This window comes from Spirillospora sp. NPDC047418, assembly GCF_040643275.1.
GTDB lineage: Bacteria > Actinomycetota > Actinomycetes > Streptosporangiales > Streptosporangiaceae > Spirillospora.
Genome location: NZ_JBEYTW010000001.1, coordinates 121,266 through 134,738, shown reverse-complemented (window position 1 = coordinate 134,738; position 13,473 = coordinate 121,266). Strand labels below are relative to the sequence as shown.

The following is a 13,473-nucleotide window of genomic DNA, read 5'->3' as shown; positions in this document are numbered from 1 at the left end:
CCCGCTCAGGCCGGCTGCCAGAGCGCGGGCGTGTTCGGCGGTTCCCAGCCGGCGATCGCCGTGTGCGCCTGGCGGCACTCGTAGGCCGTGCCGTTGTAGGTGACCCGGTCGCCGGCGGCGTAGGCCGTCCCGGCCTGCCAGGTGCCGCCCGGCTGCTCGGTCGGGGTGGGGGTCGGGGTCGGGGTGGGAGTCTCGGTCGGGGTGGGTGTCGGCGTCGGGGTCGGGGTGTCGGTCGGCGTGGGCGTGGGCGTCGGGGTCGGGGTGCCGGAGCCGCCGAAGTCAACGTCCGAGCAGGTGTAGAACGCCTCCTCGCTGCCCACGACCCGCTGCCAGATCGAGTACAGGATGTGGCGGCCCGTCCGGGGCGGGATGTCGAGCGTCCACTTGGTGAACGTCGTCGGGTACTGGTGGGTGAACGACGCCAGCGGGACGAGGTCGGCCCAGTGCAGCGGCTGCGTCGGGTCCCAGCCCTCGCGGGTGATGTAGAACTCGAAGTTGCTGTTCGAGTGCGGCGCGGTCGCGTGGTAGGTGATCGTCTGCCGGCCGGGCTCCATGTGCGTGGCGGGCCAGTCGGCGCGCTGCAGGTCCAGGCCCCGGTACTTGGCGCGTCCCGCGCTGCACAGCTGGCCGTCCGGGATGAGCTCGCGGTGCCGTCCGCCGGCGTTCAGCAGCGACACCTCGTTCCAGTCGTAGAACGCCTGGGTGCCGCTGGCCGCGACCGCCGCCTTGCAGGCGTCCGACTGCGGGGCCTCCGGGTCCTCCAGGAAGCAGGTGTAGACGCGGCTCGGCGGGTCGGACATCGTGCCGTGCGCGCTGGCGGCGGTCGCGGTGCCGAGCACGACCAGCGCGGCCGCGGCCGGCACCGTGACCGCCACCGCGGCGGCCTTCGAGCGGATGGATCTCATGTGTCTGTTCCTCCGGTGGGGTGGGGGTACCGGGACGGGATGGCTAGGGGAGGCCGTTCAGGAAGGGCTCGTGGCTGTCCATGAACTCCCAGCCGTAGTAGCGGTCCCAGTTGATCGACCACGTCATGAGCCCGCGCAGGTCCGGGGACGTCCCGCCGCGCAGCGTGTAACCGCCGCAGCCGGTGCCCTTCACCAGGCATGTGACCGCCTGCTGCACCTGGGCGGGCGGCGTGTAACCGTTGCCCGCGCTGACCGCCGCGGGGACGCCGATGCCGATCTGGTCGGGACGCAGCCCGGGGAACGTGCGACCGGTGTTCGCGACCGGGAACCCGGCCTTCACCATGTCGGTCATCGCGATGTGGAAATCGGCGCCGCCCATGGTGTGGTACTGGCCGTCCAGGCCCATCACGGGGCCGGAGTTGTAGTCCTGGACGTGCAGGACGGTCAGGTCGTCCCGCAGCGCGTCGATGACGGGGAGGTAGGCGCCGGTCCGGTTGTCGCCGGCGCTCGAACCGCCGTAGAACTGGTGCCCGACCTGCACGAAGAACGTCTCCGGCGCCATCGTCAGGACGAACTTCGCGCCGTACTTCGCCTTCAGCGACTTCAGCGCCGAGATCAGGTTCACGATGACCGGGGTGGTCGGGTTGCGGAAGTCGGTGTCGCCCGCTTCGAGGTACAGGGAGTGGCCCTCGAAGTCGACGTCCAGGCCGTCCAGCCCGTACCTGTCGATGATCGCGGAGACCGAGCGGACGAACGCGTCCCGCGCGGCCGCCGTCGTGAGCTGCACCTGGCCGTTCTGGCCGCCGATCGAGATCAGCACCTTCTTGCCCTGCGCCTGCTTCGCGCGGATCGCGGCGACGAACTCCTCGTCGCTCTCCACGTTCGGGCATTCGGCCACCGGGCAGCGGGTGAACCGGATGTCACCGGACGTGGGCGACGTCGGCTCGCCGAACGCGAGGTCGATGATGTCCCACGCGTCGGGGACGTCCGCCATGCGCACGTAACCGGAGCCGTTGGCGAAGCTCGCGTGCAGGTAGCCGATGAGCGCGTGCTTCGGGAGGCCGGTGTCGACGCAGCCGGACGTCCGTCCGCTGACGGGCGGCGACTTGGCCGACTCGCCGGCGTCGTTGTAGGCGGCGACCGTGTAGGTGTGCGAGCTGCACTTCGCGAGGTTGGAGACGGTTGCGCTCGTCCCGGTCACCGTGGCCTTGACGGTGTCGTTCTCGTAGACGCGGTAACCGGTGACCGTCCCCGACGCCTGGCCCCAGTTCAGCGTGACCGAGGTGTCGGTGACGGCGCCGAGCCGGGGTGCCGCGGGCGTACCGGGCACTCCGGGCTCCGGGTCGCCGCCGGGATCGCCGGGATCGCCGGGGCCGTCCAGGACGACGTCGTCCGCGTAGTACGTCCCGTTGCCGTACCAGCCGTGCAGGAAGATCTGCGCGGACGTCTGGTCGGCGCCGGTCGTGAACGTGACCGACAGCTTGGTGAAGTCGGTGGCGGACGGCGTCCAGGTGGACGATCCGCCGGTTACACCGAGGTACACGTAGTTGCCGCGCACCCAGGCTTCGAGCGTGTACGCCGTGCTGGGGCGCACCGTCACGGTCTGCGTGCACTGCCCGGTGCCGCCCGCCGTGACACCGCCCGCGAGGGCGTGGCCGCCCGTCCTCGCCGGGGTGTCCACGACGGAGCCGCCGTCGCATGCCCACGGGTTCAGCGACCCGCTCTCGAACCCGGCGTTGGCCAGGATGTTCGCCGCCTGCGCCGGGGCGGTGACCCCGACCAGCAGCCCGGCGACCAGCGCCGCGAGGACCCAGATCTTCCTCATGTCCGGCCTCCTACGGCAGCGTGTCGAGGTGGGCGCCGACGGTGCTCGCGAAGCCGCCGCCGTTGGTGACGTCCCAGTTGATGGACCACGTCATCGCGCCGCGGATGTCGGGATACGTGCGGGACGGCTTGAACGTCCCGCACCCGGTGCCCTTCGCCAGGCAGTCGAGTGCGTTGTTGACCACCGACGGCGCCACGACACCGCCGCCCGCCGCGCCCGGCCCGGCCGGCAGACCCAGCGCCACCTGGTCGGGACGCAGGCCGCCCTCCAGCTGGATGCAGGCCAGCGCGGTCATGAAGTCGACCGTCCCCTGCCCGTACACCTTCTGGTCGCAGCCGAGCATCGCGCCCGAGTTGTAGTACTGCATGTGGACGACGGTGAGGATGTCCTTGATCTTCAGCGCGAGCTGGAAGTAGGACCCGCCGGTGGACTGCATGTCGAGGGTCTGCGGCGCCATCGTGATGATCAGGCCGGCGCCGGCCTCGGCGCGGAGGGCGCGCAGCGCCTGCTCCATGTAGGTCGGGTTCAGTCCGTTCTCGAGGTCGATGTCGACGCCGTCGAACCCGTACTCGGTCATCAGCCCGTGGACGGAGTCCGCGAAGAGCTGCGCGGAGGTGCCGTCGGAGACCCGGATGGCGCCCTTCTCGCCGCCGACCGACAGGATGACCTTCTTGCCCTTGGCGTGGAGACCCGCGATGTCGGCCTTGAACTGGGCGTCGGTGTAACCGCCGAGCGCCGTCGACAGTTCGGGGTCGACCCGGAAGGTCACCTCACCGGCGCGTGCCGTCGACTCGCCGAACGCCACCGCGACCAGGTCGTACTCGTCCGGTACCTGGGAGAGCTTCAGCTCCTGCGCCGGGTTCACGAAGTCGTGCCAGTAGCCGGTCAGGAAGTGCCGGGGGAGCGGCCCGGTCGCGCATCCGCTGGTCGTCGCGGTGGCGGCGTCGCTGGCGGCCGACTCGCCCTCGGCGTCGTACGCCTTGACCGTGTAGGTGTGCGTCTCGCACTTCGCGAGCCCGCCGATGGTGGCGGTGGTGCCGGTGACGGTCGCCTTGACGGCCGAGCCCTCGTAGACGCGGTATCCGGACGGCGTCCCGGCGGCGGGCTCCCACTTCAGGGTCAGCGAGGTGTCGGTGCGTCCGGTGACGGCCGGGGTGCCCGGTGCGCCGAGCCCGCCCGGATCGGTGGGGCCGCCGGCGCAGGGTTCGCCGTTGAACGTGCAGTTCTGCGGGCTCCCCGGACCGTTCCCGAGGAAACCGAACGTGACCGAGCCGCCCGCCGGGATGGCGGCGTTGTAACCGCGGTCGGTGAACGTGCTGTGCTGGCCGTCCTTGGCGAGCAGGGCGTCCCAGTAGGACCCGACGGACGTGCCGGCCGGGAGGTCGAACTCGACCCGCCATCCGTTGATCGCGGTGGAGGTCCCGTTGGTGAGGGTGAACCGCCCCTCCCAGCCCGAGCCCCAGTCGGAGGGCTTGGTGAACGCCGCGGACGCGCCCGCGGCGGCATGCGCGGTGGCCGGGACGAGCAGGGCGAGGAGCAGGACGGCGAGGAGGCTGAGAACAGAGCGGGGGCGCAAGGGCTGACTCCCTCGGTTTCGACGCTGGCGGATTCCCCCGAACCCCGAACGACCGCTATTTGATAGGAAGGTTTCCTATCTATTTGCGAGCAAGATAACCAGCGACCGTGACCTGGGCAACCCCTCGTTCCCGGCCCCTCGCCAACCACCCCAGCTTGGGCACCGAACCAGCGCGGGCCCGCCTAAAAATCAGCATGAAACGCCGTGAAACGCCCTGGAGTTGGGCGAAAGTTGCCAGTCATGCGACGCGGGGCGACGTCGCGGGGCTTACGCGGAGCGCGCTTCCAAATCCGCGAGCTGCCGCGAGAGCTCGGCCTCCACCCGGCTCAGCTTGCGCCTGCCGGTCCAGTCCGGTGAACCGTGGTCGAGAAGTGCCCGCACAGTGGCGTCGGCGGCGTCCTCGGGAGAGATCTCCTCCCCTCCGCCCATGAGGCCGGACCAGCTCGACGCGGCCGCGTCGGCCTTCTCCTCGAAGGAACGGCTCAGGGGGACGGCGGCGACGAGACCGGCCACCGCGACCAGTTGACGTGTCCACGCGCGGCCTTCGGCCGTCGCGGCGACGTTCACCGTCCACGTTCCGGTGCCTTCGGGCGTCCTCGTGATGGTCAGGCCCGCCTCGCCCAGCGGGCTGTCCGCGGTCACCGTCAGGGCCGGATCTTCGGACGCCCACCAGCGCTCAAGATCCATCTCGCCTTCGCAGTTCGCCTGCGTGAGATCCCCGAGAGTGCCGGCGAGCGCAGCACGCACAACGGTGGGCTCCCGTGCGCTGTCGATGGCGACCCATCCCGTCTGCGCGCCCTCCGGGCTGCTGAACTCCACGCGGTTCGGCCCGTCCAGGTCCCACGCCACGACGTTCACGTCGAGCGGCTCGACACCGTCCTCCGGAATGGGTGCGATGCGGTAACGGGCACCCGGCCCGATGTGCTCGCCTTCGAGGAGCCGCACACTGACGGCTCCTTCAGAACTCCTTATGAGGCCGCCCTTCTCGAAGGGCGCCCCCTCGATCGCCCGATGGAGTGCGGTCGTGTACGCCTCGGCCCATTCGCGAGACACGGCCTTGAGCGTTACCTGGTGCTCGAAGTCGAGCCGCTCCCGCAGACCGTGCTCGACCATTCCGGGAACCTCGGCGTTCCATGTGGACACGGCCTTGCCGATCCGTTCGTCCAGCGTGCGCCGGAGGCGGCGCCGCATGACGGCGAGCGCCACGGTCGCGAGTGGACGCAACAACGAACGTCCGCCGAACCGCGCCGCGGTATCGACGGACCAGCGTCCGCTCGCGTCCTTGCCGCGCGCTACCCGCAGATCGACGAAGGCGAGCGGATGCTCGACGCGCAGCGAGAGGGGAGACGTCTTCGGACCGAGCGGGGACCACCATTCCTCGGCCCGCACTTCACATTCCCACCGCGCGCGCCGCAACCAGCGAAACGGCTTTGGCCCCTGATAGTCACCCGTAATGCGGATGCCGTGAAAGCGCTGGCCGGACATGCGTAGATCCACACGCAGATTGGCGGTATGGCCCTCCGAACCGGTGGTGACGTCGATCCGCGTCTCACCGGCCTTGTCCCACGCCGCGACGCTCAGGTCGCCCGAGACCTCCTCGAACGCGATCCGGTAGCGGGCTCCGGCGGCGAGATGCCGGCCCTCCAGCAGTCGCAGGTCGTCGAGGACGTCGCCCCCGAACTCCAGGCCGGCCCCGGTGACGGGTGCCTCCTCGGCCACGTTCATCAGCGCGCGGACGACCTCGTCCAGCAGACCACGAGGAAACGGTTCAAGCTGGGCATCGCGCTGATAACGGGCCATGTCGGCCATGATCCCTTACCCGCACAACCGGCGCTAGCGAGGCGGCGCCGCCGCGCGGTGGAACTCCGCCCGCCAGCGGCGCCGGCCGGCCGCGGCGTCGCGGACGTCCTCGACGCGCACCGGGGCGAGGCCGCCGGTCGCGAACGCGTCGATCTCGGCGCGGGCCAGCGGCCACGGCGGCACCGGGCTCCGCGGGTCCTGCGCATCACCGGCCGCCGTGACGACCAGGAGGGTGCCGCCCGGCGCGGTGAGCCCGGCCACCGCGGCGATCGCGCGGCTCCGGTCCGGTTCGGGCAGCGCCTGCACGGTCTGCACCTCGATCACCAGGTCGAACGCCCCGGACCAGGCCGGCGGGGCGGCCAGCAGGTCCGCGCGGACGTACCGCACGTCCGACCCGGGGAAGCGGCGCCGGGCCAGCTCGATCGCGCTGGCGGAGATGTCGAAGGCGACGGTGTCGAAACCGAGGCCCGCGGTGAACTCCGCGTCGTCGCCGAGACCGCAGCCGACCACGACCGCGCGGCGGCCCGCCCCGGCGGCGCCGCGCTCCCGGGCCCAGCCGACGAGCAGGTCCTGCGGGGCGCCGCGGTCCCAGGGGACGGTCGTCCCGCCATCGCGCGCGGCGGCGTACAGCGGCTCGAACCAGCCGGTCGGATCACCGGCCGCCAGCGACTCCGCGGCGAGACGGTTGGCGATGTGCCCCTCGCTCACGGGACCTCCCGGGTCGTGCGGGACGCCGGCGCGCCGTCCTCAGCCCGCCACGGCGGGCCGGTCCCACCGCGTCGGGATCATCGTACGCGGATCCTCCCGCGCGCACTCGGCGGCGTACGCGCCGATCAGCGCCGGGAAGCGGTACCGGTGCCGGCCGGCCGGCTCCAGCAGGTGGTTGGCGGCGAGGATCTCCAGCAGCTGCTCGGCGCGCACCCGGCCGGCGCCCGCCAGCGCCGCCGCCCCGGACGTGGTGATCACCGGCCCGTCGTAGCGGCCGAGCAGCCGGAACATCCGCGCCGCCTGCGGCGGCAGCTCCAGGTAGGACGCGGCGAGGATCGAGCGCAGGCCGGCCATGGCGTCCCCGGCGACCGCCAGCCGGTCCAGCCGGCCCGGCCCGGCGGCGCACCGGCCGGCGAGGTCGGCCGGCGTCATCGTCGGGTCGGCGGCGAGCCGCTCGGCGACGATCCGCAGCGCCAGCGGCACATGGCCGCAGAATTCGGCGAGCCGCCGCGCGTCCGCCGGCCGCTGCGGGCCGGCCAGCCGGGCCAGCAGCTCCACCGACTCGTGCGGCGCCAGCGGCGCCAGCCGGACCCGGTGCGCGCCGTCCCGCGCGATGAGGCCGGCCTGCCGCCGCCGGCTCGTCACCAGCACGCACGCCGGACCCCCGGGGATCAGCGGCCGCACCTGCTCGGCGTCGGACGCGTCGTCGAGCACGATCAGCATCCGGCGGTTGTGCAGCAGGCTCCGGTACAGCGCCGTCCGGTCCTCCAGGCGCGCGGGCAGCCGCCGCTCGTCCACGCCGAGCCCGCGCAGCAGCGACGCCAGCGCCGCCGCGGCGCTGAGCGGGTCGCGGTCCGGGTCGAACGCGCACAGGTCGAGGAAGAGCTGGCCGTGCGGGTAGCGGTCGGCGAGCCGGTGCGCGACGTGCACGGCCAGTGCCGTCTTGCCCACCCCGGCGGCCCCGTCGATCACGACCAGCGTGGTGCTGGGGCCGTCGGGTGCGCGCCCGGGGTCCGGGACGTCCCGCAGCAGTGCCTGCTCCCGGGCCCGGCCGACGAACCCGCGGACGTCCGGCGGCAGCTGGGCCGGGCGCGGCGGTACCGGCCTGGCGGCGTCCCGCGCGGCCGGGGAGGCGTCCGGCGCGGGTCCGGCGGGACGGCGGGGGATCAGGTCGGGGCAGCCGGCCAGGATCTGCTCGTGCAGCCGCCGCAGGTCAAGGCCCGGCTCGATGCCGAGTTCCTCGCTGAGCAGCCGCCGCGTCTCGCGGTAGACGGCGAGGGCGTCCGCCTGGCGGCCGCACCGGTAGAGCGCCAGCATCAGCAGCCACCGGAGCCGTTCGCGCAGCGGCTCCCTGGCGATGAGATCCGGCAGCGCACCGGTGACCTCCGGATGCCGCCCGGCGGCCAGCATTTCGGCGGCCCAGTCCTCGACGGCCGCCAGCCGCAGCTCCGTCAGATGGGTGCGCTCCAGGTCGGCGAAGGGCCCCGGGACGTCGGCGTACGCGTCGCCGCGCCACAGCCCGAGCGCCGCGCCGAACGCCTCCAGCGCCGCGTCCGGCCGGCCCTCGGCGCGCAGCCGCCGGGCCCGCTCGTGCAGCCGCAGGAACCGCTGCACGTCGACGTTCTCGGCGGGCATGCGCAGGCTGTAGCCGCCGCCGGCGGAGATGATGAGCTCGCCGGAGGCGCGCCTGCTCCGCTTCGGCTCCAGCACGTTCCGCAACCCGGCGATATAGGTGTGGACGCAATTGACCGCCGTTTTCGGGACGTCGCCGGCCCAGAGGGCGTCGACGATCTCGTTCAATCGCACGACATCGTTCACCCGGCGTGCGAGCAGGCCGAGGACGGCACGTTGTTTCGGCGCCGCGATCTCCAGTTCCCGCCCGTTCCGCCAAATTCGCATCGGACCCAGCAATTCGAGTCGCAATGGTTCCAGCGCATGAGACAAGGCCCGTGCCTCCTTTCGCCCGCGCCTGTGCGATTCCGGGGCCGGGCCCGTCGGGCCGCCGGTACCGGATTCTTTGCGGGTAAGGCCAATACTGAACCGCCGGGGGCGGGGTGTCATCGTCCAAATTGCCGTGGTCGGTTCAGTTCGGCGACCGGCCGTCGTCGCGGCCGAGGGCGGCGCGCAGCCGGCGCAGGCCGCGCTGCCGGTTGCGGTGCACCGTCCCCCAGTGGACGCGGAGCAGCAGGCCGGCCTCTTCCAGCGAGTGGTTCTCGATGTCCACGAGCCGGATGGCGGCCGCCTCCCGGGCCGTCAGGCCGCGCAGCAGGGAGGCGACGACCATGCGGTCCTCGCATTCGCGCAGGCCGCCGTCGTGGACCTGCTCGGCCCGTTCCTGGCTCAGCGCCAATGCCGCGGAAATGCGCTGCCTGCGCCGCCACGAGTCGCGGATGATGTTCTTCGCGGTGACCAGCAGGTAGGCCATCCTGTTGGGGTGGGCGGCAAAGTTTCGCCGGGACTTCTCGCTGGCGAGCTTCAGGTAGACGTCCTGCACGACTTCTTCGGTCTCATGGCGGTCGCCCAGCAATTTCATGACATGCGCATAGAGGGCCGGCCTGATCTCTATGAACAGCTCATTGAAATCCTTCTCCTCGCCCATGTTCGTCGCCTCTCGGGCCGAGGGGGCGCTGAAGTGCGTCGCACGATCTTGATCAAGACTGGCAAGCGGGCGCGGCGGGTGTCATCTCCGAGATTGCCGCCGCGGCGGGCGGTGGCCTGATACGGCCATGGATCACAGCCGCGGCGCGTCCGGTTCGTGGAATGTACGAAGGCTGTCCACGCGAAGGGAGACTGCCATGCCGCAGGCCACCACGGCCGACCGGAAGGTCTGGGACGAGCTCAGCGTCTGGGACGAGCTGAAGGTCTGGGACGAGCTCAGGGTCTGGGACCGGCTCGACGTCTGGGACGAACTCGTCTGGGACGAGCTCAAGGTCTGGGACGAGCTGACCGTCTGGGACGAGCGCAAGGTCTGGGACGAGCTCGAGGTCTGGGACCGCGCCTGAACCGATCGGTACACCGTTCCATGAGGACGACGCGGGGTCGCCGGTGAGCCCGACTCGGGGCGCCCCCGCGTCGTCGCACGCCGCCCGCAGCCCCCGCCACGAGCCGAGGAGAGTTGAGCGACCCATGCCCACCACACCAGTGCCGAAGCATGACGGAAAGATCCTTCTCGTCGCGGACCAGGGCCTGAAACCGGGCGAGGAGATGACCCGGTCGCAGGTCGACGACAAGGTCGACGACTTCTACCAGGGCATCGGCGGCGCGGAGTTCTTCGCGACCCTCGCCGAGCGGTTCTACGCACTCGTCGCCGCGGACGACGTGCTGGCCCCGCTGTTCCCCGTCGACGACTGGCCCCGGCAGGCCGAGCGGCTCGCGGCGCACTACGTCCAGCTGTACGGCGACAACGACCTGACGGCCGCGTGGGACCCGCGGCTGCACCAGGCGCACAGCCACTGGCTGATCACCCGGGAGCAGCGGCTGCGCTGGCTCGCGCTGATGCGGCGGGCGGGCGAGCTGGTGTCGGCCCCCGAGCCGTACTTCACCGAGTTCATGACGATCATGAAGATCGCGAGCGGCGAGATGATGGCGGTCTCGCGCGGCGCCGCGATCGCCCGCGGCCGGCGGTTCCACTGGGACGGTACCGAGCGATGAGCCGCCGGCCGCCCGGCCGGGTCGCGGTGGTCGGGGCCGGCGCCGCCGGGGCCCTGTTCGCACTGGAGCTGTCCCGGCTGCGGCCCGGCACCGCGATCGACCTCTACGACCGGGGCGGCGCGCCGCCGGGCGCGGGCATCGTGCTGTCCTGGGACTTCGCCGACGGCGTGAAGGCCGACCACCCGCGCGTGTTCGACCTGCCCGGCTCCGCCCTGGCGACCTGGGACCGGACGCTCACCATCGTGGCGGGCGAGCGGGTGTGGTCCGGGGCGTACGGGATGTTCGGGGTCTCGCGGCGGGAGTTCAACGGCCACCTGCGGAACCTGGCGTCCGGTCTGCCCAACGTCACCCCGGTCCGGCGCACCGTCCCCCGCGACCCCGGCGGCTACGACCTGGTCGTCGCGGCCGACGGCGCGCGGAGCCGGCTGCGGACCGCGCGGGAAGGCGACTTCGGCACCCGCTCGTCCGAGGGCCGCACCCGCTTCCTGTGGATGAGCACGCCGATCGCCCTCGAACCGACGTTCGTCCTCAAACCGGTGTGCGGCGGGGTGCTGATCGTGCACTCCTACCCGCACGGGCCTGACGTGAGCACGTTCATCGTCGAGGCGGACGCCGGCGTCCTCGCCCGCCTGGGGCTGCTCGACCGTCCGCTCCCGGAGATCGAGGGACTCCTGGCGGAACTGTTCGCGGACGAACTGGGCGGGGCGCCGCTGCACGCCCAGACGCGCGGGTGGCGGGCCTTCACCACGATCGTCAACGAGCGCTGGCACAGCGGCCGCGTCGTCCTCGCCGGCGATGCCGCGCACACGGTGCACTTCTCGACCGGTTCGGGCACCGCCCTCGCCATCGACGACGCGCGCTGCCTCGCACGCGCGCTGGCGGAGGACCCGTCGGACGCGCTGGACGCCTACGAGGCGGCGCGTCGCCCGGTGATCCGGGCCGCGCAGGAGGAGGCGGCCGAGAGCCGCCACTGGTTCGAGACGCTCAGCCGGCGCGAGCGGGTGCGCGGGCACCAGACGGTGTTCGCGCTGCGGAGCCGCCGGACCGCCAACACCTACGACCGCCTGCGCGCCCGCGACCCCGACTTCGTCGCGGCCGCACTGCGCACCCTGGCCGCCGGCCCCGCCGAAGGCGAACCAGCCGACCTGCCGCTGAGAATCGGCGGCATAGACCTCACCGGCCGGTACGCCGAAGTAACGGACGATGCCCAAGGCACCCGCACACTCCGCCTCCCAACAGCGGACTGCCACGGCCAATGCGCAATCGTGCACCCCGGCGCCCCCCTGCCCCACCGAGCCCCCCGCTGCGTCCTGATCACAAGCCCACCCCCCGACCTGACACCACTGACCCGCACCCTGCGCTCCCGCGGCGCCACAGCAATAGGCCTCCTCCTACCACCCCCAGAACCCCCCCGACCAGCTGAACTGGCGCAGTTTGTGGGAGTGGCGCGGAGTGCGGGGGTGGGTGGGGTCGACTTTCTTGTGGTTTCGGCTGGGGTGGGGGGTGGGCGGGGGGAGCGGACGCGGGTTGCGGACGAGGTGGGTTATGCGAGCGGGCTTCCCGTGCTCCTGCTCTCGGCGGAGCCCATGTCGCGGGACGAGGTCAACACTCTCGTCCTCGGCGGGCGGATCGCTCTGTTCGCGCATGCCGCCGGCGGCGGGCCGGCACCCCCCGAAGCCGCACCTGACCAGGGCGGCTGAACAGCGAAAGGTTCGACCAGTGAAGCATTCTCGGCTGCGGCGGCTCCTTCCCGAACCCGGGCCCGGGCGGCTGCTGGTGCTGTGCACCGCCGTCGCCAGCCTCGGCAACGGGCTCTACATGACCGGTGGCGCCGTCTACTTCGTCCACAAGGTCGGGCTCTCGCCCGGGCAGGTGGGGATCGGGCTGTCCCTCGCGGGGGTCCTCGCGCTGCCGCTGGGAGTGCCCGTCGGGCAGCTCGCCGACCGGTTCGGGCCGCGCGGCACGACGGCCGTGCTCGCCCTGTGCAAGGCGGTCATGCTCACGCTGGCCGCGTTCGCGGACTCGTTCCCGGCCTACCTCGCCGTGGTGGCCCTCCTCGGCGTCGCCGAGAACACCGGCCACGTCGCGCGCGGCGCCCTGGTCGCGGGGGTCATGGGACGGGACGGCAGGGTGCGGCTCTCGGCGTACATGCGCAGCGTCTTCAACGGGGGGTTCGCGCTGGCGTCGCTCGCGGCCGGGCTCGTGATCGCGGTCGACGACCGGGCGGCCTACCAGGCGCTCTTCTTCGGCAACGCCGCCGCCATGGTCGCCGTGTCCGCGCTGTACATGCGGCTGCCGCGCGTCCCCGGTGTGCGGCCGGAGGGACGCGGCGGGGACCGCATGAGCGCGGTGCGCGACGTGCCGTACCTGCTGGTCGCGCAGGTCGCGGGGCTGGCCCGCATCGGCCCGACGATCGTCGCCGTCGGCGTCCCGGTGTGGCTGGTCACGCACACCTCGGCGCCGCGGCCGCTCGCCGCGTGGCTGACGCTCATCAACACCCTCATCGTCGTGTTCCTCCAGGTGCACGTCGCCCGGGACGCCGACACGGTGCCGGGGGCGGCGAAGCTCCAGCGCTGGACGTTCCTGGTGATCGCCGGAGCGTGCGTCCTCACCGGCTTCTCGCACGGGGTCCCCGGCTGGACCGCCGGCGTCATCCTGGCCGCCGCGGTCGTGCTGTTCACCTTCGGGGAGATCTGGGGCGAGGCGGCCCGCTGGGGCCTGCGGTACGAGCTCGCCCCGGCGACGCGGCAGGGCCAGTACGGCGGGGCCTTCGCCATCGGCGACGCCGTCGCCCTCGTCGCGGGGCCGACGCTCGTGACGGCGGTGCCGGACCGGTTCGGCATGGCCGGGTGGCTGCTGCTCACCGCGGTCTTCCTCGGGGCGCTGGCGCTCAGCCGCCCCGCCGTCGCGTGGGCCGTCCGGACCCGGCCCGCCGTGGCCGACATGCTCCAGCCGCAGGAGCGCTGACCGGCCGCTTCAGACGGCGTACAGATCGGTTTCAGACCCTC

At 72.5% G+C, this 13,473-nt stretch carries 11 protein-coding genes; 4 read left to right on the top strand and 7 right to left on the bottom strand.

The features are described from left to right. Positions 1-5: 5 nt before the first annotated feature. The 7 genes from ABZ806_RS00450 to ABZ806_RS00420 form a co-directional block, all read right to left on the bottom strand. Positions 6-905: a lytic polysaccharide monooxygenase auxiliary activity family 9 protein gene (locus ABZ806_RS00450; protein ID WP_500214205.1), complete on the bottom strand. Its 900-nt coding sequence runs from the start codon at positions 903-905 to the stop codon at positions 6-8. A gap of 43 nt (positions 906-948) precedes the next feature. Further along, positions 949-2,730, bottom strand: coding sequence for a chitinase (locus ABZ806_RS00445; RefSeq protein WP_500214204.1), 1,782 nt, complete (start codon positions 2,728-2,730; stop codon positions 949-951). 10 nt (positions 2,731-2,740) lie between these two features. Next, on the bottom strand, positions 2,741-4,306 hold the full coding sequence (locus tag ABZ806_RS00440; protein WP_500214203.1) for a chitinase: 1,566 nt from the start codon (positions 4,304-4,306) through the stop codon (positions 2,741-2,743). Positions 4,307-4,573: 267 nt separating this feature from the next. Then, positions 4,574-6,115: a hypothetical protein gene (locus ABZ806_RS00435; RefSeq protein WP_500214201.1), complete on the bottom strand. Its 1,542-nt coding sequence runs from the start codon at positions 6,113-6,115 to the stop codon at positions 4,574-4,576. 24 nt (positions 6,116-6,139) lie between these two features. Beyond that, on the bottom strand, positions 6,140-6,814 hold the full coding sequence (locus ABZ806_RS00430) for a class I SAM-dependent methyltransferase (RefSeq protein WP_500214199.1): 675 nt from the start codon (positions 6,812-6,814) through the stop codon (positions 6,140-6,142). A 39-nt stretch (positions 6,815-6,853) separates the two neighbouring features. Continuing rightward, entirely contained in the window at positions 6,854-8,713 is a 1,860-nt protein-coding gene (locus ABZ806_RS00425) for an AfsR/SARP family transcriptional regulator (protein ID WP_500214197.1), read from the bottom strand. Between the two features lie 184 nt (positions 8,714-8,897). After that, a complete protein-coding gene (locus ABZ806_RS00420; RefSeq protein WP_500214195.1) occupies positions 8,898-9,413 on the bottom strand; it encodes an RNA polymerase sigma factor in 516 nt (171 codons plus the stop codon). Between the two features lie 196 nt (positions 9,414-9,609). Here ABZ806_RS00420 and ABZ806_RS00415 point away from each other — a divergent pair, with 196 nt between their 5' ends. From ABZ806_RS00415 to ABZ806_RS00400, 4 genes are all read left to right on the top strand, one after another. Then, positions 9,610-9,816 carry a hypothetical protein gene (locus ABZ806_RS00415; protein WP_500214193.1) on the top strand — a complete coding sequence of 69 codons (207 nt, stop codon included), beginning with the start codon at positions 9,610-9,612 and terminating at the stop codon, positions 9,814-9,816. Between the two features lie 124 nt (positions 9,817-9,940). Continuing rightward, positions 9,941-10,465, top strand: coding sequence for a truncated hemoglobin (locus tag ABZ806_RS00410; RefSeq protein ID WP_500214191.1), 525 nt, complete (start codon positions 9,941-9,943; stop codon positions 10,463-10,465). Beyond that, positions 10,462-12,165 (top strand): FAD-dependent monooxygenase, encoded by a 1,704-nt coding sequence (locus ABZ806_RS00405; protein ID WP_500214189.1) that lies wholly within the window; start codon positions 10,462-10,464, stop codon positions 12,163-12,165. The genes ABZ806_RS00410 and ABZ806_RS00405 overlap by 4 nt, the downstream gene beginning before the upstream one ends. 19 nt (positions 12,166-12,184) lie before the next feature. Then, positions 12,185-13,432: an MFS transporter gene (locus tag ABZ806_RS00400; protein WP_500214187.1), complete on the top strand. Its 1,248-nt coding sequence runs from the start codon at positions 12,185-12,187 to the stop codon at positions 13,430-13,432. The last annotated feature ends 41 nt before the right edge of the window (positions 13,433-13,473 follow it).